This is a genomic window from Cellulomonas chengniuliangii (genome assembly GCF_024508335.1).
Lineage (GTDB): Bacteria > Actinomycetota > Actinomycetes > Actinomycetales > Cellulomonadaceae > Cellulomonas_A > Cellulomonas_A chengniuliangii.
In genome coordinates, this window is record NZ_CP101988.1 from 253,439 (window position 1) to 273,121 (window position 19,683).

Below are 19,683 nucleotides of genomic sequence, written 5' to 3' on the forward strand. Positions count from 1 at the left end.
GTCGTCCGACGTGACCGAGACGCGCGCCCTGGACGACCCGAGCCTGATCGCCAACCCGACACTCATCGTCGCGGCCGTGTGCTTCCGGGACGCCGACGGCCGCATCCTCACCGTCCGCAAGCGCGGCACCACGCGGTTCATGCTGCCCGGCGGCAAGCTCGAGCCGGGCGAGGCCCCCGACGACGCCGCCCGCCGCGAGGTCCACGAGGAGCTCGGCATCCGCCTCGAGCACGAGGACCTCACCCTGCTGGGCGCCTGGCGCACCGCTGCCGCGAACGAGGCGGACACCGACGTGGTGGGCACGGTGTACGTGGCCGAGCTGACCGGTGAGCCGGCCGCCGCGGCGGAGATCGCCGAGCTCCGCTGGGTGCGGATCGTGGACGGCGACGCCGACGACGGCAGCCTGCTGGCGCCGCTGCTGCGCGATCGGGTGGTCCCCGCCCTCGCAGCCCTGGCCTGACGCCACCGGCGCTGGGTCAGTGCCCGGGCGCCGTCACGCAGCCGCCGTCGGCGATGGTCCCGGTGGTGTCCATCTCGGATCCGCCGTCGGAGGCCGATCCGACCAGGCAGCCGCCCGGCACGGTGATGATCACGGTGACAACGGTGAGGTCGTCGAGGTGGTTCGCGTCGGCGACGACCCGCTGCGCGTCGAACCCGGCGTCCTCGAGCGCGCCGGTCACGGCGGTGGCGCCCAGGTCGTCGTGGGAGACCGTGGCGAGGGCGTCCAGCGCGGCCTGCCGCTGCGGCTCGAGTATCGCCCGCTCGTCGTCCGTGAGAGTCCGGCGCTGCCGGTAGGCCTCGTTGCCCTGCATGAGGGCGTTCCCGTCGTACGCCACGCACCCGGTGGGCTCGGGCTGCCCCTCGATCACCGGACAGGCGCCCGTGGGCTGGGGGGCGGGCTCGTCCGCCTCCCGTCTGACGCCGTTCGCGGACCACAGGCCTCCCGCGCAGCCGCTGACGAGCAGCGCGCCGATGAGGCACTGCGCCACGAGGACGGCCCGGGTCCGGGCGCTGGTCCCCACCGAGCGGCTCATGCCCACGATCATGCGCGGTGGCGCGCGTGGGGGCACCCGCTCGGCTCAGACCGAGACGCACTCGTGATGCGGAGGCGGCCTCAGGCCCACCCCGACCGCGCGGGCTGTTCGAGCCACGGACGGTTGACGGCTCCTTGGAGATCACTCGCTACCCTGGGAACGCCCTCTCTGCTGCGAACACAGGAGCCACCACCGTGGGACGAGTCGTCGTCGATGTGATGCCGAAGCCCGAGATCCTCGACCCGCAGGGCAAGGCCGTCGCCGGCGCGCTGCCGCGCCTGGGGTTCGGCCAGTTCACGTCCGTGCGCCAGGGCAAGCGGTTCGAGCTCGAGGTCGACGGGCCGGTGACCCAGGAGGTCCTGGACGCCGCCGCGGAGGCCGCCGCCACCGTGCTGTCCAACCCGGTCATCGAGGACGTCGTGCGCGTCGCGGACAGCGAGGCCGACGCCGCCGGGACGATCGCCAGCCAGGGCCTCGCCTGATGGCACGCATCGGGGTCGTCACGTTCCCCGGCACGCTCGATGACCGGGACGCCTCGCGCGCGGTCCGGCTCGCGGGCGCCGAGCCTGTCGCGCTGTGGCACGCCGATCGCGACTTGCAGGGCGTCGACGCGGTGGTGCTGCCCGGCGGGTTCTCCTACGGGGACTACCTGCGCGCGGGCGCCATCAGCCGGTTCGCACCGGTGATGGACTCGATCATCGACGGAGCCAACCGCGGCCTGCCCGTGCTGGGCATCTGCAACGGCTTCCAGATCCTCACCGAGGCGCACCTGCTCCCCGGGTCGATGATCAAGAACGACCACCTGCACTTCATCTGCCGCGAGCAGGTGCTCAGCGTCGAGAACGCCGACACGGCGTGGACGCGTGAGTACACCGCGGGCGAGCGCATCACCATCCCGCTGAAGAACCAGGACGGCCAGTACGTCGCCGACGAGTCGACGCTGGACGAGCTCGAGGGCGAGGGCCGCGTCGTGTTCCGCTACGACGGCTGGAACCCGAACGGCTCACGCCGGGGGATCGCGGGCATCACCAACGCCGCCGGCAACGTGGTGGGGCTCATGCCGCACCCGGAGCACGCCGTCGAGGCCGGTTTCGGGCCTGATGGCGCGAACGGCCCCCGCTCGGGCACCGACGGGTTGAGGTTCTTCACGTCCGTGCTGCACGCGCTCGTCGGCTGATGACCACAACGGACGACCGCTCCGACAGCACGTCCACCAACCCCGTGGCTGTGCTGCGCGCGGGCGACGCGCCCACCGTGCACGTCGTGCCGTGGGACGACCCGGCCGCCGCCGCGCTGCGCACCGCCCAGCAGGCCGAGCTGCGCGACCGTTACGGGGACGACGACCTCGGCCACGAGATGACCGGCGACACCATCACCGCGATGGTGCTGCTGCGCGTCGACGGCCAGCCGGTGGCGTGCGGAGCGATCCGCGACGTCGCGTCCGAGCACGGCCGCGGGGTCGGCGAGGTCAAGCGGATGTACGTGCTGCCCCAGCACCGCGGCCGCGGCTATGCGCGCGTCGTGCTGGACGAGCTCGAGCGACTCGCCCGCGAGCTCGGCTGGCGCCGCCTCGTCCTCGAGACCGGTGTGCTGCAGCCCGAGGCGATCGGCCTGTACCTGCGCGCCGGGTACCAGTCGATGGAGAACTTCGGCGCGTACACGGGCGTCGAGGAGTCCCGCTGCTTCACCAAGAACCTGCGGGCGCCTGCGCGGGAGCGGTCGGAGCGCGCAGCCGGCGTCGTCACGGTCGAGCACGTCACGTGGGACGACCCCATGGCACGTGAGCTGCGCCGTGCGATGTGGGATGACAACCTCAGCCGCTACCCCGAGATCTTCCACGCCCCCGAGCACGCGGGCGGGTCGGAGGTCGACGACCAGCGCCAAGGGGTCGGCATCCTCGCGGTCGTCGTCGCCCGGCTCGACGGCCAGCCCGTCGGCTGCGCCACGCTCCGCGAGGGCCGCGGCGACTACCCGGCAGGCTCGGCCGAGGTCAAGAAGGTCTACGTCGCCCCCTCCGCCCGTGGCGCCGGGGTGGCCCGGGCGCTGCTCGCCGCCCTCGAGGAGGACGCGCGCCGGCTGGGCCTGACCCGCCTGGTGCTGCAGACCGGCATCCGCCAGCCGGAGGCCGTGGGCCTCTACGGGTCGATCGGCTACCGCCCTGTCGTGCCCTTCGGCGGCTACGGCCCGGACCTCTACTCGCTCTACTTCGGCAAGGCGCTCTGATCGGAGTTGCTCCCTGGGATGGCCTCGATCCATCGCGCGAGCAACGACTCGATCTGGCTCAGCTCCGCATCGGTCAACCCGGCCGTCAGGGCGTCATCGACCGTGAGCACGTGGCGGGCGCCGCGCTCGACCAGGTCGTGTCCCGCGGGGGTCATGACGACCTCGACGCTGCGCCCGAGCGACGGTCGGCGCTCCACTAGGCCATCGACCTCTGCTCGGGCGACGCGCTGTGAGATCGCACCAGCACTGACGAGGCAACGCTGCGCTAGCTGGCGAGTGGTCAAGACGTAGGGATCTCCGGCTCGTCGCAGCGTGCTGAGCAGGTCGAGGGTCGCGGCGTCGATCCCGATGTCTCGCAGTGCTGACTCCCGATGATGGCGAAGAGCACTAGCGAGTGTCTTGGCGTTCCAGACGGCTGCGATCGAACGGGTGGGGACCGCCGGTAGTTCCCGCGTCCATGCGGCGGCGACGGCATCGGGCGTCTCACTGTCGCCTCTTGGCACGAGGTAAGCCTCCATGGTGGGATAAGCGGACGTTTAGTTCTAAACCTACAACCTGCTGGGAGCCCTGGATGTTGAGGACGGTGCTGGTGACTGGTGGAAGCAGTGGCATCGGCCGAGCGATCGCGGAGCGGTTCGTCGCGGCTGGGGACGACGTCATCATCACGGGCCGCAGCGCGGACATCGACAAGACCGCGCGCGAGCTCGGCGCGAGGGGAATTCAGCTCGATCTGGAGTCGACGGCTTCGATCTCACGAGTGCCGGATGCCGTCGGGGCACCCGTCGATGTGCTGGTGAACAACGCAGGCGGGTTCGCGGTCCAGCGACCACCTGTCGGAGCGGAACTCGAGGATGTCGCAGAGCATTGGCGGCGCAACCTGACCGTCAACGTCATCGGCGCGGCCCTCGTCGTTGGCGCTGTCGAGGATCGGTTCCGTGCGGGAGGGGCCATCGTCAACATCGGCTCGATCGGCGCGGAACAGGCCGGCAACCCGTACTCGGCAGCGAAGGCGGCGCTCCAAGCCTGGAGCGCCGGCCTCGCCGAGCGCCTGGGCCCGCGTGACATCACGGTCAACACCATCGCGCCCGGGTACGTCGAAGAAACCGGCCTGTTTGGCGGGCCCGTGAGCGACGCCCGGCGTGCTGCCCTGATCGGCAAGACGCACGTCGGTCGCGCGGGCCGACCGGATGACATCGCCAGCCTCGTGAGCTTCTTGGCGTCGGGCGAGGCCCGTTATCTCACCGGGCAGACCATCCACGTCAACGGCGGCGCGCACACGACTCGGTGACCCGACTCCGTCGAACAGCTAAGACGTCGCCCCATCCTCCCCGGACAAGGCCTCGCGGACCAGGGGCGCGACGACAGTGCCGTAGAGCTCGATGGCACGCAGGGTGTGCTCATGCGGCAGGGCGCCCTGGGAGACCTTGAGGTCGAAACGGTCGAGCCCGAGGGTCTGGGCGGCACGGGCGATCTTGGCCGCGACGGTGGTCGGCGAGCCGACGTAGAGCGCGCCGTCAGGCCCAGCGGACGCCTCGAACGCCTCGCGGGTGGGCGGCGGCCAGCCGCGCTCGCGCCCGATGCGGCCCACGTACACGCGGTAGTGCGGCCAGAGCTGCTCGAGGGCCTCCTCGTCCGTGTCGGCGATGTGGCCTGGGGAGTGCTGGCCCACTAGGCCGGGACCCGTGCCGAGCTGGGCGAGCGCCCGGTGGTAGAGGTCCACCAGTGGGCGGAACCGGGCGGGCTCGCCGCCGATGATGGCGAGCATCAGCGGCAGTCCGTATCGGGCCGCGCGGATCACCGACTCGGGGCTGCCGCCGACACCCACCCAGGTGCGCAGCCGCCCGTGTTCGATCGGCGGGTAGACCCGCTGGTTGGTGAGCGCCGAACGGGTGGTCCCGGACCAGGTCACCGGGCCACCGTCGAGCAGATGCGCGAACAGGTCGAGCTTCTCCTCGAACAGCTCTTCGTACTGCGACAGATCCAGGCCGAACAGCGGGAACGACTCCGTGAAGGAGCCTCGGCCCACTGTCACCTCGGCTCGCCCGCCTGAGACCGCGTCCAGGGTTGAGAAGCGCTCGAAGACGCGCACAGGATCATCGGAGGACAGCACGGTGACCGCTGAGCCGAGCAGGATGCGCTCGGTGCGGCTGGCGATGGCGGCGAGGACGACCTCGGGCGCGGAGATGGCGAAATCGTCCCGGTGGTGCTCGCCCACCCCGATGGCGTCGAGCCCGACCTGCTCCGCCAGCACGCCCTGCTCCACCACGTTGCGCAGCACCTGCGCCTGGCTGAGCAGCGTGCCGTCAGGCCCCTGCGTCACATCGCCGAACGTGTCGATGCCGAGCTCGATGCCCATGTCGCCTCCTGGTGGTCGTGCAGGGGGAACGCGCCGGGCCCGTCACCTGTTCCTGCCCGTGTCTCGCATCCCGGGTGCGCCCTTCCCCGCTGGATGGCCCGTCCGTTCGGTGGGTGTGTCCTCCGCGTGGGCCGGCTGGGCTCGCCGAACGTGGGCCCCGGCGGCACCCGCTAGCCGGTAGAAGACACCTGATTGCCCGCAGACGATGTGCCGTCGACCGGGACGCGGGGACGGAGGTCTGCCATCGTGGCCGCATGACCCGCCCGAGACGTCAGGCCGTCGCGCTCGCGACCGTCCTGCTGCTGGTCAGCGGGTGCGACCCTGGTGGCGGACCGGCGGACCGGCGGACACGCAGACCACGCCGACGAGGCTCAAGCCGCTGGCCACGAGCGCGACGTCGCCGTGCAACTACCCGCCGGACACCGGAAGCGGCGACCGCGGCGGCGGCGACGGCGGCCTGGGCGCCGGCTTCGGCTACGACTCCTCGCACCACGACTTCGGCGCCGCGGCGCCGCTCACGTTGTGCATGAACGTCGGGGAGGAGGGCACGGTCGCCCTCACCTCGAGCTCGCCGCAGATCACGGTGGCCCCCCGATGCTCCCCGCGGAGGGCAGCGTGGTCACGTTCTCCATCACGGTGACGGGCGGGCCGGGGGGCGACCTGGACTTCGACCTCCTGAACGACCGCGGGAAGTCCGGGGCGCACTTCCACGGCCCCCAGATCGTGACCGACGCGACGGGGTGGTCGTTCGCGTCCTGAGCGCGAGGGCCACGCGGGTGTCTCGCATCCCGGATGTGCCCTTCCCCGGGGGTATGTCCCGTCCGTACCGTGTGCGTGCCCATCCAGAGCGACTGAGAGACCTGGCTCGCCGACGTCGCAGCAACCCCCGGCCGCATCCCGCGGCAGGCGAGGGTGCTCCCGCCAGGACCGATGGAGGTCCACCGTGCGCCACCCGAGCAGCAGCCACCGCTGTCGTTGTTGTCGCGGCTGACGCCCGGCCGCCCGCCGCCCGCGGGCAGATGACCCTCCGCTGACCCTGCTGTCAGCCACCCACCGGTGCCACTCGGCGGCGTGCGTGGGCGCCCGCTGCGTCGTCGGCCCCAGGAGCGCACCCCGTTCCGGGCCGACGCCGCCGCCCGCGGACGCCCGGCCCCCGGTGGCCGCCACCACGCACGCCTCCTGATCGACCTCTCCACACCCGTGCCGGCTGCGGCCGCACCTCCCAGCAAGGGGTACCCATGTCAGAGTCCCGTCCGTTCCACCTGGCCGTCGAGCTCTCGGGCGCCGGGCGGCACCCGGCCGCGTGGCGGCTGCCCGACGCCGATGCCGCTGGGCTGCTCACGGCCGCCCACTGGGCCGAGCTGGTCCGCACCGCCGAGCGCGCCGGAGCCGTCTTCGCGGCCTTCGCCGACTCGGTCCAGCCGCCCTCGGCTGCCACCGACGTGGTCCAGGCGCGTCTGGACGCGACGGGCCTCGCGGCGCTGCTCGGCCCGTTGACCGCGCGGATCGGCCTGGTGCCCGTGACGCCCGTGACCTACGCGGAGCCGTTCCACCTTGCGAAGGCGCTGGCCACCATCGACATCGTGAGCGGTGGCCGCGTCGGCTGGCAGGTGGACGTCGCGGCGCCCGCCGGATCTGGTCCCGGGGACGTGCAGGCGGCGCAGTTCCACGGACGGTCCGCGGCGGGCGCGGCCGCCCAGTGGCGCGAGGCGCATGACGTCATCGAGGTGGTCCGCCGCCTGTGGGACTCGTGGGAGGACGACGCGATCGTGCTCGACGCCGCCACCGACCGCTACATCGACCGCTCGCGGGTCCACGACGTCGCGTTCACGGGGGAGACGTTCTCCGTGGCCGTGGCCTCGATCACGCCGCGGTCCCCGCAGGGGCAGCCGATCGTCGTGGCACGAGGGGACTCGCCGTACGCGCTCGCGGTCGCCGTGACGGGGGCCGACGTGATCCGCGTGGCGGCGCGCGACGTGCAGGGTGCCGCGGACCTGGTCGCACGGGTGCGGGCAGCCGTCGCGGGGTCGGGCCGCCCGGCAGGCTCGGTGCACGTGCTGCTCGACGTCGAGACCCTGCTCGGCGCTGACGAGGCCGCCGCGCGGGGCCGGCTCGCCGAGCTCGACTCCCTGGCGGCCCGGGCTTTCGATCCCAGCGGGCTGCATGTCGTCGCGGGGGTGGATCGCGCGGCTGACGCGCTCGCCGACCTGGTGGAGCTCACGGGCGTCGACGGGATCGTGCTGCAGCCGCTCGCCCACGCCGGGGACCTCGCGCTGCTCGCTGACGAGGTCACGCCCCGGCTCCGCGCGCAAGGGCGGCTGGTGGACCGCCCGGCCCCGGGCGGCCCGGACGCTCCGCGGACGTTGCGGGACGCGTTCGGGCTCGACCGGCCGATCAGCCGCTACACGGCAGCGCGCTGAGCCGCGCCAGCCGCCTCGCTTCCGCGCCGTCCCGCCTTCCCCGTTGAGCCGTCGACCCGAAGGACTTCCGATGCCCAAGCAGATCCACCTCGCCGCGCACTTCCCCGGCGTCAACCACCACACGGTGTGGACCGACCCGTCCCACCAGCCCGACACGCAGACCGCGTTCGCGTCGTTCGAGCACCTGGCGCGCACCGCCGAGCGCGGCAAGCTCGACTTCCTGTTCCTGGCCGAGGGGCTGCGGCTGCGCGAGCAGCGCGGGCAGCTCGTGGACCACGACGTGGTGGGCCGCCCCGACACCTACACCGTGCTGGCGGCGCTCGCGGGGGTGACGTCGCGCCTGGGGCTGGCCGGGACCATCAACGCGACGTTCAACGAGCCGTACGAGCTGGCCCGGCAGTTCGCCACCCTCGACCACCTCTCGGCCGGCCGGGCCGCCTGGAACGTGGTGACGTCCTCGGACGCCTTCCACGGGGCGAACTTCCGCCGCGGCGGCTACCTGGACCACGCCGACCGCTATGAGCGGGCGCGTGAGGTCGTCGAGGCGGCGCGCGCCCTGTGGGACGCGTGGGCGGCGGACGCGGTCGTCGCGGACGCGGCGACCGGGGTCTATGCGCGGGACCGGTCGATCGGACTGGTCCGCACCGACGGCCGCCTGGTCGACATCGAGGCGCGGCCCACACTGCCCCGCCCGCCCCAGGGCCATCCGGTGATCATCCAGGCCGGGGACTCCGACGCGGGCCGTGAGCTCGCCGCCCAGGTCGCCGACGCGGTGTTCTCCCGTCACGGCAGCCTCGAGGAGGGTCGGGCGTTCTACGCCGACGTCAAGGGCCGGCTGGCGCGATACGGCCGGAGCCCCGAGGACCTCAAGATCCTGCCCGGCGCGTCGTTCGTGCTGGGGGACACCCCCGCGGAGGCCGAGGAGCGCATCCGGGAGATCCAGCGCCAGCAGGTCCGCCCGGCGGTGGCCCGCGCGTTCGTCGAGCAGCTGTGGAACCGCGACTTGTCCGACTACGACGTGGACGGGCCGCTGCCGGAGATCGACCCGCTGGTCGAGGCGCCGTCGATCACGCAGGGCCGGGCGGCGACGTTCAAGGACCCGTTCGCTGTCGCCGCCACCTGGCGCGCGCTCGCCGCCGAGAAGGGCTTGAGCATCCGGGAGCTGGTCATCGAGGTGATCGGGCGCCAGTCGTTCGTCGGGACCCCCGAGCACGTCGCGGACGAGATCGACCGGTACGTGCAGTCCGACGCCTCGGACGGCTTCATCCTCGTCCCGCACCTGACCCCGCACGGCCTCGACGAGTTCGTGGACCGGGTGGTGCCGCTGCTGCAGGAGCGCGGCTCGTTCCGCACCGAGTACACGGGGACCACGCTCCGCGAGCACCTGGGGCTGCCCGCCGCCGGGCACTTCGGCCGGACGCTCGACGGAGTCGGCGCGGCAGACGAGGCGCTGCCCGTCGCCTGACGCTGCGCCCCCACCCGCTGCGGCGGCCAACCATTCCGCACACCCACGCTCACCCGTGCCACGACAGAGAGGCTCGACATGACCGCCACGACCGACCACGCCACCGACACCGACCCCGCCGCCACCGACACCGACCCCGCCGCCACCGACACCGACCCCGCCGTGTTCGTCGCCGAGTGGGAGGCCTGGCACGCCGCCCGTGAGGCGAAGTGCCGGGACCCGCACGGCTGGGTCGCCATCACGGCCCTGCACTGGCTCGCCCAGGAGCCCGCGACGTTGGACGGTGTCCCCGGCCGCTGGTCGAGCGTCGACGGGACGGTGCGCATCGAGGCCGCCACAGCAGACGGCATCACGCTGCCCGACGGGTCGGCCGTGGACGGCGCCGCCGAGCTCACTCCCGTGGAGGGCGCCTCCGGGCTTTCGGTCCGGGCCGGCGACCTGCTGCTCGAGGTCGCGCGCCGCACCGGCCACGACATCGTCCGGGTGCATGACCCGAAGGCCCCGCAGCTCGCGGCGTTCACCGGCATCCCCACCTTCGCCCCCGACCCGGCGTGGGTCGCCCAGGGTCGGATCGAGCGCTTCGACGCGCCGCAGACCGTGACGACCGGCGCCGTGGTGGACGGCCTCGAGCACCACCATCAGGCCATCGGCACCGTGTCGTTCACGCTGGGGGGCATCGAGCAGGCGCTCGTGGTGTTCTCCGACGGCCCTGGCGCCAAGGTGTTGTTCCGGGACGCGACCAGCGGGGTGACCACCTACCCGGGCGCCCGCACCCTGGCCTTGGGCCCGATCGCGGAGGACGGAATCGTCAACCTCGACTTCAACCGGGCGGCGAACCTGCCGTGCGGCCTGACGCAGTTCGCGACCTGCCCGGTGGCGCCTGCGGAGAACACCCTCACGGTGGCGGTCGAGGCGGGGGAGAAGTGGGGCCCGGCCCGCGCTGACGTGTGACGTGGAGGGCGGCGGCCGGGTGCGGGCACGTCGGGGAGGGTGTGATGGAAGCCGCACGCCGCACAGGCTATTGACGTTAGCCAAAAAGCTAATTACCTTAGCCAGGTCACCACGTCTGAAGGAGAAGCTGATGAAGCTCGGCCCGCATCTCCACCGCATCGGGAACGACATCGTGGCGGCCTACCTGGTCGTCACCGACGACGGCGTCACGGTCGTCGACGCCGCGCTCTCCGGGCACTGGCCGGAGCTGCTCGCGGAGCTCGCCGCGATGGGCCGCACCGTCGACGACGTGCGCGGAGTCGTCCTGACCCACGGCGACACCGACCACCTCGGATTCGCCGAGCGGCTGCGCCGCGACCACGGCGTGCCCGTCTACGTGCACGTCGACGACGCCGATCGCGCCCGGGGCGGCGACAAGCCCAAGGTGTCGATGGGGCGCACACGGCTCGGGCCCACCCTCCGGTTCATGGCCTACGCCGCGCGCAAGGGCGGCATGCGCACCACCTACCTCACCGAGGTCGTCGAGGTGCGGGACGGCGACGTGCTCCCGCTGCCCGGGCAGCCCGTGGTCATCGGCATGCCGGGGCACTCGCCGGGCAGCATCGCCGTGCACGTGCCCGTCGCCGACGCGGTCTTCGTCGGCGACGCGCTCACCACCCGCCACGTGCTGACGGGGCGCACCGGCATCCAGCCCGCGCCGTTCACCGATGACCCGGAGCGTGCCCTCGAGTCGCTCGGCCGGCTCGCGGGGGTCGACGCCACCTGGGTGCTCCCCGGCCATGGAGCCCCCTGGCGTGGAGACCTGGCCGCGGTGCAGGCTGACGCGCGCCGCGCCCGTGACACCGCCGACGGGCGATGACGGGCATCGACGGCGACTGACCGACACTCGCGACACCACCTGTGCAATTATCGGAACCCGATTCAACGTATCGGCACAGGCGGGAGTGGTGTTCGTGGCTATCGAGGGCAACCCGGTTCAGCGCAGCGGTGACCACCTCCGCGGGCTGTGGGCGCGCGGCGAGGCCGCCTACGGCCTGTGGAGCTCGATCCCCGACCTGAGCGTCGCCGAGCTCCTGGCCCGCTCCCCGTTCGACTACACCGTCGTCGACCTCCAGCACGGGGCCGCGACGTTCAGCGAGCTGCCCGGGATGATCCAGGCGATGCGCGGCGGCTCGCGCGTCCCCCTGGTGCGGGTGCCGTGGAACGAGCCGGCCGGGATCATGCGCGCCCTCGACTCGGGCGCCGTGGGCGTGGTGGTGCCGATGGTGGGCAGCGCGGACGAGGCGAGAGCGGCGGCCTCGGCGTGCCGGTTCCCGCCGGTGGGCGGCCGGAGCTGGGGCCCGATGTGGGGGTATGTGCGCCCGGACGGCGCGCTGCCGCCCGCGATGCAGGATGCCGCCGTGCTGTGCCTGGTGATGGTCGAGACCCTCGGCGGGCTCGAGGCGCTCGAGGAGATCGTCTCCGTCCCCGGCGTGGACGGGGTCTACATCGGCCCGAACGACCTGGCCCTCGCCTGCGGGTTCGGCCGCGGCACCTACCGGGACACGCCGGAGATCGCCGAGCTGCTGCAGCGGATCATCGACGCCTGCCGCGCGGCGGGCATCCCGGCCGGCCTGCACTGCACGGACGCGGAGATGGCCCGCGACTGGGCGGCTCGCGGCGCGACCATGCTCACGGTGGCGCACGACACCGGGCTGCTGCAGGAGGCCGCCGCGCAGGCGTGGGCGCACGTCCAGGGCGTGGAGGTCCCGCGTGCCCAGGGAGCGGCCCGGAAGCCCTACTGACCGCGGACGGTCTCACCCGCCAGGGCGGTCACCCGCCCGTGCCGGCGCCGAGGTCAGTGCGACTCCCGCGAGACCTGGTCGCCGCTGGACCCGACCAGGAAGTCGAGGTCCGCGCCGGTGTCCGCCTGCAGCACGTGGTCCACGTAGAGCTTCTCCCAGCCGCGGGAGGGCGCGGCGTAGGACGCCGCCGCCACGGCGCTGGGCTCCCGGGCCGCGAGCTCGTCGTCGGGGATGTCGATGCTGAGCCGGCGCCCCGGGACGTCGAGCTCGATCCAGTCGCCGTCGCGCACGAGGGCGAGTGGCCCACCGGCGGCGGCCTCCGGGGCGACGTGCAGCACGACGGTCCCGTACGCCGTGCCGCTCATGCGGCCGTCGCACACCCGCACGACGTCCCGCACGCCCGCCTCGAGGAGCTTCTTCGGCAGGGGCATGTTGGAGACCTCGGGCATGCCCGGGTACCCCTTGGGCCCGCAGCCGCGGAGCACCATGACGGAGTTGGCGTCGACGTCCAGGCCGGGGTCGTCGACGCGGGCGTGGAAGTCCTCGATGCTGTCGAACACGACGGCCCGCCCGCGGTGCCGCAGCAGGTGCGGTGAGGCGGCCGCCGGCTTGATGACCGCCCCTCGCGGGGCCAGGTTGCCGCGCAGCACCGCGATGCCGCCCTCGGGAAGCAGGGGCGCCTCGCGGGTGCGGATGACCTCGGGGTCCCAGATCTGGGCGCTGTCGAGGTACTCGACCAAGGGCTTGCCGGTCACCGTGATCGCGGTGGGGTCGAGCAGGTCGCGCACCTCGCGGAGCACGGCGAGGAGGCCGCCGGCGCGGTGCAGGTCGTCCATCAGGAATCTGCCTGCGGGCAGCAGGTCCACGAGCAGCGGCACCCGGGACCCGATCCTGTCGACGTCGTCCAGGGTGAGGTCGATGCCCAGCCGCCCGGCGATCGCGAGCAGGTGCACCACGGCGTTGGTCGAGCCGCCGATCGCCGCCAGCGCCACGATCGCGTTGTGGAACGACGCCCGGGTGAGGACGTCGCTGGGGCGCCGGCCCGCCGCGACCATCTCGACCGCGAGCCGCCCGGTGTCGTGCGCGGCCTCGAGCAGGCGGCTGTCGGGGGCCGGGGTCCCCGCGGTGCCGGGCAGCACCGTGCCGAGAGCCTCCGCGAGCAGGCCCATCGTGGACGCGGTGCCCATGGTGTTGCAGTGGCCCTTGCTGCGGATGGTCGCGGACTCCGAACGGAGGAAGTCCTCCTGCGACAGGGTGCCGGCCCGGACCTCCTCGGACAGGCGCCACACGTCGGTGCCGCAGCCCAGCGGGGTCCCGCGGAAGGTGCCGGTGAGCATCGGCCCGCCGGGCACCACCACGGCGGGCAGGTCGACCGAGGCGGCTGCCATGAGCAGCGACGGGATGGTCTTGTCGCACCCGCCCAGGAGCACCACGCCGTCGATCGGGTTGGCGCGGAGCATCTCCTCGGTGGACATCGCGGCCATGTTCCGCCAGAGCATGGCGGTGGGGCGCACCTGCGTCTCTCCGAGGGAGACCACCGGCAGCTCGAGGGGGATCCCGCCGGCCTCGTAGATGCCGTTGCGGACGGAGGCGGCGACCTCGGTCAGGTGCGAGTTGCAGGGGGTGAGGTCGGAGGCGGTGTTGGCGATGGCGATCTGTGGCCTGCCCTCGAATGCCGAGCCCGGCACGCCTCGCCGCATCCAGGCGCGGTGCATGTAGGCGTTGCGGTCGTCACCGGAGTACCACGCGTCGCTGCGCAAGCTCATTGCTTTCCGATCATCTGAATGGCATACCAACCCATGGAATACGGCCAGCGTAGCTCAGGGGGCGTCGGGCCCCCAGGGGCCCTGTCAGCCGTCGATCGCCTCGGCCACCAGCGCCGTGATCTGGCCCGCCGCGTCCTCCAGGGCGTCCAGCGGCATCCGGTAGGCGAGGGCCGAGAGGCTGATCGCGCCCTCGGCCCCGCGGGCCGCCGGGATTCCCGCCGGGACAGCGAGGCAGTTGATGCCCATCTCGTTCTCCTGGTCGTCGACCGCGTAGCCGCGGCGCCGCACACGCGCCAGCTCGGCCGCGAAGGCGTCGGGGTCCGTGATGGTCCGGTCGGTGCGCCGCTCGAGCCCGTGCTCGCGGGCCCACGCGACAACGGCGGCGTCATCCGGGAGCCGGTCCGCGAGCAGCAGCTTGCCCACGGCCGTGCAGTGCGCCGGGTTGCGCCCGCCGATCGTCGAGGTGATGCGCACGGCGCCTGATGGCGGGTCGATCTTGGAGCGGTAGACGACCTCGGTCCCGTCCAGCACCGCATAGTGCGCCGTCTCGCCGAAGCGCTCCGCGAGGGCGACCAGGGCGGGCAGCACGCGCTGGTGGTCAGGGCGCGCCTCGTGGTGGGCGAAGGCCAGCCGCAGGAACTCGTCGCCCAGCACGTAGCGCCCCACGCCGGACTTCGCGGCGAGCCCGGCGCGAGTCAGCGACGCGAGGGCGCGGTGGACGGTCGACTTCGGGCTGGAGACCGCGCGGGCGAGGTCCTCCAGGCTGGCGCCCTGGGGGCGGCCTGCGAGCTCGATCAGCACGGCGAGCACGCGGTCGGATCCGACCAGGCGTTCGGCGGGGACGTCGGGCTCGGGCGTGTCGCTCATATCGCGACTGTAGGTCCTTCCGACAAGTGGAACGCCCCGATCAACCTGGAATGGCGTTCTGATAAGTTGAATCGCACTCCAGGTTCTCGCACCGGCGCGGGACACATGCGGAAGGCGACCACCGATGGCACCCACGCTCCACGTCGCGACCACCGGCTCGGACGCCTCCGACGGGTCCGCCGCAGCGCCCCTGCGGACCATCAACCGGGCTGCCGCCCTGGCGCTGCCCGGCGACCGGGTGGTCGTCCACGCGGGGGAGTACCGGGAGTGGGTGAGGCCGCAGCGCGGTGGGATCAGCGACCGCCGGCGCATCACCTACGAGGCCGCGGACGGCGAGCACGTGGTGATCAAGGGCTCGGAGCGGGTCACCGGCTGGGAGCACCAGGGCGGGGACGTGTGGCACGTGACGATCCCGCAGTCCCTGTTCGGCGAGTTCAACCCGTTCGCCGAGGAGGTCGACGGCGACTGGGTGGTGTATCCGGCGGGGGCGCCGCGCAAGCACCTGGGCGACGTCTACCTCAACGGCAAGAGCTTCTACGAGGTCCACGATCGCCGTGACCTGATCGACCCCCCGCTGCGCACCACGGCGGTCGACGAGTGGACGGGCGCGACCAGCCCGATCCACGACCCCGAGCAGACCCGGTACGTCTGGCACGCCGAGGTCGGGGAGGACCAGACCACCCTCTGGGCCAACTTCCAGGGGGCCGACCCCAACGTCGAGCTCGTGGAGGTCAACGTCCGCCGCTCGGTGTTCTCGCCCAGCGAGCACCACGTGGACTTCATCACCGTCCGCGGGTTCGAGCTGGCGCAGGCCGCGTGCCCGTGGACACCGCCCACCGCCGATCAGCCCGGCCTCATCGGACCGAACTGGGCGAAGGGCTGGATCATCGAGGACAACGTCATCCACGACGCCAAGTGCTCGGGCATCAGCCTCGGCAAGGAGGGCTCCACCGGCCACAACTACTCGACGGAGCGGCAGGACAAGCCTGGGTACCAGTACCAGCTCGAGTCCGTGTTCGCGGCCCGCCAGATCGGCTGGGACCGCGAGCGCATCGGCTCGCACATCGTCCGCCGTAACACCATCTACGACTGCGGGCAGAACGGCATCGTGGGGCACCTGGGCGCGGTGTTCTCCACCATCGAGGACAACCACATCCACCACATCGCCGTGAAGCGGGAGTTCTACGGCCACGAGATCGCCGGCATCAAGCTGCACGCCGCGATCGACGTCGAGATCCGGCACAACCGCATCCACGACTGCACCCTGGGGATCTGGCTCGACTGGCAGACGCAGGGCACCCGCGTGTCGCGCAACCTCCTGTACCGCAACAACCGCGACCTGTTCGTCGAGGTCTCCCACGGCCCTTACCTCGTCGAGCACAACGTCTTCGCCTCGCCCGCCTCGCTCGAGATCTTCAGCCAGGGCGGCGCCTTCGTGCACAACCTGGTGTGCGGCACGGTCTCGCTCGAGTCCGTGGTCGAGCGGCCCACCCCGTACCACCTGCCGCACAGCACCCACGTCGCCGGGTACGCCGCGATCGTCGGCGGGGACGACCGCCACATCGGCAACCTCTTCTTGGGCGGGGACCCGCAGGACGCCTACGGCCCCACCTCCCGGCCCGAGCAGGTCCCCCTGCACGGCACGGTCGGGTACACCGGGTTCCCCGGCTCCTTGGCCGAGTACCTGGACCTCGTCTCCGACCCAGCGCGCGGAGACCACGGCCGTTTCACCGGAGTGCGACAGCCCGTCTACCTGCGCGACAACGTCTTCGCCGCCGGCGCCGAGCCGGCCGCAGACGAGCCCGGGGCGCTCGTGCTGACCGAGGGCGACATCCGAGTGGCCATCGTCGACGAGGGCGACGCCTGCTACCTGGAGACCGACCTCCCCGTCGCGTTCGACTCCACGCGCCTCGACCTGGTCACCGGGCACGACCTGGAGCGGGTCCGCTTCGTCGACGCCGAGTTCGAGGAGCGCGACGGCAGTGTGGCGATCATGGGCCTCGACCTTGTCGGAGCCGCCAAAGCCGCTGGCGGCTCCTACGCGGCGGGGCCGCTGGCCTCCCTCCCCTCAGGGCGGGCGCGCACGCGGGTGTGGTGAGGCACGCGGGTGTGGTGAGGGTCGTCGGTGACCCGCTGGCTGCGGTTCCTGGTGAGGCTTGGAGCACGACCTGCGGAAAAACCGCCGGATCGCCCCCGGGAGACTTCCCCCTGTGGCACCCTCATCAGCGCCGCTGACCAGCACGAGCTCGAGCAAGGGGCCCACCATGGAGCACGTCGCCGTGCTGATCGACTGCGACAACATCTCCCGTGACCATGCCAGGGCCATCCTCGCGGAGACGGCTCGCCATGGGACGCTCAGCGTCAAGCGGGGATACGGCGATTGGACCCGGCTCCAGCTTCAGGGGTGGAGGGGCGAGCTCACCCGGTACGCCGTCCAGCCGGTGCAGCAGTTCGCCTATGTCGCCGGCAAGAACGCGACCGACTCCGCGCTGATCATCGACGCGATGGATCTGCTCTACGCGGACAACATCACGGTCTTCTGCATCGTCTCGAGCGACAGCGACTTCACCCGCCTGGCCGTCCGCCTGCGCGAGTCCGGTCGGCGCGTCTACGGGATCGGCGCCCGCCACACCCCCGACGCCTTCACCAACGCCTGTGACCGGTTCACCTACCTTGACTTGCTCCCCAACGACGCCGAGTTGCTGCCACAGGACTCGGCGGCCGCCCCTGTGCGCGCGGACCGCGCCACGCGTGAAGGCCCGCCTGCGTCGACGACGATCACTGAGCAACCTCGACTTGACCCTGCCCGAGCACTCCCGCTGCTGCGGTCAGCCATCCTCGCCTCCGCAGACGACGACGGGTGGGCCTATCTCTCCACGGTGGGGAACTACATCGTCAATACGGATCCCACCTTCGACGCACGCGCCTACGGGCACGCGAAGCTCGGCTCGCTCGCACGTCATGTTCCCGGGCTCGAAGTGCGCGCCCTCAAAGATGCCCCGCATGTCGGGCAGCTCAGAGTCCGAGTCACCAACTCTCGTACTTGAGACTTCGGACCTCGTCTGGTGACGAGCGCCGCGTCGAGCGGTACGTTCAGACCTGCTCAATCCCTGCCCCGTTCTCGCTCGCGACCTGCGTGCGAGGTTCGAGTCCCTGGCGCCGCAGGCACGTGAGGAGCGATCCATGGCGTGGAGCACGCGTGAGCTCGCCGACCTGGCGGGGACGACGGTGAACACGATCCGGCATTACCACCGGCGCGGGCTCCTCGACGAGCCCGACCGCAGGTACAACGGGTACAAGCAGTACGGCGTGCCGCACCTGGTGCGCCTGCTGAGGATCCGGCGCCTCGCCGACCTGGGGCTGCCACTCGCGCAGGTCGGCGAGGCGGGCGCGGGCGCGACGAGCACGCCAGAGGCGTTGCGGGAGCTGGACGCCGAGCTCGCGGCGAGGATCGAGCGCCTGGAGCAGGCCCGGGCCGACATCGGGGCGATCCTGCGCGACGACGCCCCGGCAGACGCGCCCGCGGGGTTCGCGCCCGTCGCGTCGCACCTGTCGGAGGCAGACCAGTCGATCGTCCACATCTACACCCAGCTCTGGGACGAGACGGCGTTGGTGGATCTGCGGCGCATGATCGAGGTCGACGTCGAGGGCGGCGACGTCGGGGGCGAGATTGCCACGCTCCCGGAGGACGCGGATGAGGAGACACGGCAGCAGCTCGCCGAGCTGATCGCGCCCGGCATCGCGCGGCACCTCGTCGACTACCCGTGGCTGAACGACCCCGCACAGCACCTCTCGAAGGACGAGCACGTGACGCAGCAGACGTTCATCGCTGCACTGACGGAGCTGTACAACCCGGCTCAGCGCGACGTCCTGTCACGCGCCGGGATCCTCGCGCATGAGCTCGCGCAGGCGGAGATCGCGGCGGGCGGAGACGCCGACGAGACACCGTCCCCCGGCTCCGCTTGACCCTGTTCTGAGAACACAGCTTCTACTCGGGCCGAGATCGAGAACCGCTCGATCTCGTGACCCGACAGGAGCCAGACATGACCCCGTTGCAGGAGATCATCAGCAAGTTCCAGGAGCTCGTGGCCCAGGTGCCCGAGATCTTCCAGCCCTTCATCGTGATGCTCGCCGGAGCCGTTCCGTTCGTGGAGGGCGAGGTCGCGGCCTTGATCGGCCTCCTCGGCGGCCTCAATCCCGTGGTCGCCGGTGTCGTCGCCGCAGCCGGCAACTTCATCAGCGTGCTGCTCGTGGTGCTCCTCACGTCCCGGGCCCGCACGGCCGTCGTGACCCGCAACCGGGTCCGCGTCGGAGCGACAGTGGGCGCAGCAGCGCCCGCGGGACACCCAGAGGCGGAGTCAGCCTTCGAGGAGACGGCGCCGGCCAAGCCGCTGTCCAAGGGCCGTCAACGCCTCAACACCTGGATCGTCCGCTTCGGCGTCCCCGGAGCCAGCATCCTCGGGCCCTTCGCCATCCCGACGCAGCTCACCTCCGCGATCCTGGTCGCCGGGGGGACGTCCCGCGCGTGGGTGCTGCTGTGGCAGGCGGTGGCGATCGTCCTGTGGACGACCATCTCCACCGTGTCGATCTGGGCCGCGCTCACCTACCTCGTCGGGGCCTGAGCGGATGGCAGGAGGACCGGGGGCGTCCGAGTACGGCGGCGGTCCCCCACATGCGGCTCCTTGTACACAGACGAAGGCCCGGACCAGTAGGTCCGGGCCTTCGTCTTCTGAGTAGCGGGGGCAGGATTTGAACCTGCGACCTCTGGGTTATGAGCCCAGCGAGCTACCGAGCTGCTCCACCCCGCGTCGGTGGGA

At 72.2% G+C, this 19,683-nt stretch carries 21 protein-coding genes and 1 tRNA gene; 16 read left to right on the top strand and 6 right to left on the bottom strand.

What is annotated here, in order from left to right:
* Positions 1-10 precede the first annotated feature (10 nt).
* Complete coding sequence (locus tag NP064_RS01160) at positions 11-460, top strand: NUDIX hydrolase (RefSeq protein ID WP_227568341.1); 450 nt, start codon at positions 11-13, stop codon at positions 458-460.
* A gap of 16 nt (positions 461-476) precedes the next feature.
* On the opposite strand, the gene NP064_RS01165 is transcribed toward NP064_RS01160, so the two are convergent.
* The gene (locus tag NP064_RS01165) at positions 477-1,034 is read right to left on the bottom strand and encodes a hypothetical protein (protein WP_227568340.1); all 558 of its coding nucleotides are present in this window, start codon (positions 1,032-1,034) and stop codon (positions 477-479) included.
* Positions 1,035-1,228: 194 nt separating this feature from the next.
* Here NP064_RS01165 and purS point away from each other — a divergent pair, with 194 nt between their 5' ends.
* From purS to NP064_RS01180, 3 genes are read left to right on the top strand one after another with little or no spacing between them, the layout of a single operon-like run.
* Entirely contained in the window at positions 1,229-1,516 is a 288-nt protein-coding gene (gene purS, locus NP064_RS01170; protein WP_227568339.1) for a phosphoribosylformylglycinamidine synthase subunit PurS, read from the top strand.
* The gene (gene purQ, locus NP064_RS01175) at positions 1,516-2,211 is read left to right on the top strand and encodes a phosphoribosylformylglycinamidine synthase subunit PurQ (protein WP_227568338.1); all 696 of its coding nucleotides are present in this window, start codon (positions 1,516-1,518) and stop codon (positions 2,209-2,211) included. The genes purS and purQ overlap by 1 nt, the downstream gene beginning before the upstream one ends.
* Positions 2,211-3,257: a GNAT family N-acetyltransferase gene (locus NP064_RS01180; protein WP_227568337.1), complete on the top strand. Its 1,047-nt coding sequence runs from the start codon at positions 2,211-2,213 to the stop codon at positions 3,255-3,257. The genes purQ and NP064_RS01180 overlap by 1 nt, the downstream gene beginning before the upstream one ends.
* Here NP064_RS01180 and NP064_RS01185 read toward each other — a convergent pair.
* A complete protein-coding gene (locus NP064_RS01185; RefSeq protein WP_227584955.1) occupies positions 3,236-3,775 on the bottom strand; it encodes a MarR family winged helix-turn-helix transcriptional regulator in 540 nt (179 codons plus the stop codon). The genes NP064_RS01180 and NP064_RS01185 overlap by 22 nt on opposite strands.
* Positions 3,776-3,828: 53 nt before the next feature.
* Between NP064_RS01185 and NP064_RS01190 the strand changes: the two genes are divergently transcribed.
* Positions 3,829-4,545 (top strand): SDR family NAD(P)-dependent oxidoreductase, encoded by a 717-nt coding sequence (locus tag NP064_RS01190; RefSeq protein WP_227568336.1) that lies wholly within the window; start codon positions 3,829-3,831, stop codon positions 4,543-4,545.
* Between the two features lie 18 nt (positions 4,546-4,563).
* On the opposite strand, the gene NP064_RS01195 is transcribed toward NP064_RS01190, so the two are convergent.
* Positions 4,564-5,613 (bottom strand): LLM class flavin-dependent oxidoreductase, encoded by a 1,050-nt coding sequence (locus NP064_RS01195; protein WP_227568335.1) that lies wholly within the window; start codon positions 5,611-5,613, stop codon positions 4,564-4,566.
* A gap of 313 nt (positions 5,614-5,926) precedes the next feature.
* Here NP064_RS01195 and NP064_RS01200 point away from each other — a divergent pair, with 313 nt between their 5' ends.
* From NP064_RS01200 to NP064_RS01230, 7 genes are all read left to right on the top strand, one after another.
* Entirely contained in the window at positions 5,927-6,253 is a 327-nt protein-coding gene (locus NP064_RS01200; protein WP_227568334.1) for a hypothetical protein, read from the top strand.
* Positions 6,229-6,372 carry a hypothetical protein gene (locus NP064_RS01205; protein ID WP_227568333.1) on the top strand — a complete coding sequence of 48 codons (144 nt, stop codon included), beginning with the start codon at positions 6,229-6,231 and terminating at the stop codon, positions 6,370-6,372. The genes NP064_RS01200 and NP064_RS01205 overlap by 25 nt, the downstream gene beginning before the upstream one ends.
* A 479-nt stretch (positions 6,373-6,851) precedes the next feature.
* Complete coding sequence (locus NP064_RS01210; protein WP_227568332.1) at positions 6,852-8,033, top strand: LLM class flavin-dependent oxidoreductase; 1,182 nt, start codon at positions 6,852-6,854, stop codon at positions 8,031-8,033.
* A gap of 70 nt (positions 8,034-8,103) precedes the next feature.
* Positions 8,104-9,498: an NtaA/DmoA family FMN-dependent monooxygenase gene (locus NP064_RS01215; protein ID WP_227568331.1), complete on the top strand. Its 1,395-nt coding sequence runs from the start codon at positions 8,104-8,106 to the stop codon at positions 9,496-9,498.
* Positions 9,499-9,576: 78 nt separating this feature from the next.
* On the top strand, positions 9,577-10,449 hold the full coding sequence (locus tag NP064_RS01220) for a DUF1684 domain-containing protein (RefSeq protein ID WP_227568330.1): 873 nt from the start codon (positions 9,577-9,579) through the stop codon (positions 10,447-10,449).
* A gap of 130 nt (positions 10,450-10,579) precedes the next feature.
* Complete coding sequence (locus NP064_RS01225) at positions 10,580-11,308, top strand: MBL fold metallo-hydrolase (RefSeq protein WP_227568329.1); 729 nt, start codon at positions 10,580-10,582, stop codon at positions 11,306-11,308.
* A gap of 88 nt (positions 11,309-11,396) precedes the next feature.
* Positions 11,397-12,233 carry an HpcH/HpaI aldolase family protein gene (locus NP064_RS01230; RefSeq protein ID WP_227568328.1) on the top strand — a complete coding sequence of 279 codons (837 nt, stop codon included), beginning with the start codon at positions 11,397-11,399 and terminating at the stop codon, positions 12,231-12,233.
* A gap of 53 nt (positions 12,234-12,286) precedes the next feature.
* Here the strand turns inward: NP064_RS01230 and NP064_RS01235 are convergent, their stop codons facing one another.
* Together NP064_RS01235 and NP064_RS01240 are read right to left on the bottom strand one after the other, a co-directional pair.
* Complete coding sequence (locus NP064_RS01235) at positions 12,287-13,999, bottom strand: IlvD/Edd family dehydratase (protein ID WP_227568327.1); 1,713 nt, start codon at positions 13,997-13,999, stop codon at positions 12,287-12,289.
* Positions 14,000-14,083: 84 nt separating this feature from the next.
* Entirely contained in the window at positions 14,084-14,866 is a 783-nt protein-coding gene (locus NP064_RS01240; protein ID WP_227568326.1) for an IclR family transcriptional regulator, read from the bottom strand.
* A gap of 124 nt (positions 14,867-14,990) precedes the next feature.
* On the opposite strand from NP064_RS01240, the gene NP064_RS01245 reads away from it, so the two are divergent.
* The 4 genes from NP064_RS01245 (at position 14,991) to NP064_RS01260 (ending at position 19,488) form a co-directional block, all read left to right on the top strand.
* Positions 14,991-16,964, top strand: coding sequence for a right-handed parallel beta-helix repeat-containing protein (locus NP064_RS01245; RefSeq protein WP_227568325.1), 1,974 nt, complete (start codon positions 14,991-14,993; stop codon positions 16,962-16,964).
* Between the two features lie 112 nt (positions 16,965-17,076).
* Positions 17,077-17,913: an NYN domain-containing protein gene (locus NP064_RS01250; RefSeq protein WP_227568324.1), complete on the top strand. Its 837-nt coding sequence runs from the start codon at positions 17,077-17,079 to the stop codon at positions 17,911-17,913.
* 136 nt (positions 17,914-18,049) lie between these two features.
* On the top strand, positions 18,050-18,832 hold the full coding sequence (locus NP064_RS01255; RefSeq protein WP_227568323.1) for a MerR family transcriptional regulator: 783 nt from the start codon (positions 18,050-18,052) through the stop codon (positions 18,830-18,832).
* Positions 18,833-18,909: 77 nt separating this feature from the next.
* The gene (locus tag NP064_RS01260) at positions 18,910-19,488 is read left to right on the top strand and encodes a small multidrug efflux protein (RefSeq protein ID WP_227568322.1); all 579 of its coding nucleotides are present in this window, start codon (positions 18,910-18,912) and stop codon (positions 19,486-19,488) included.
* A gap of 112 nt (positions 19,489-19,600) precedes the next feature.
* On the opposite strand, the gene NP064_RS01265 is transcribed toward NP064_RS01260, so the two are convergent.
* Positions 19,601-19,674: transfer RNA gene (locus NP064_RS01265), tRNA-Met, on the bottom strand.
* Positions 19,675-19,683 lie beyond the last annotated feature (9 nt).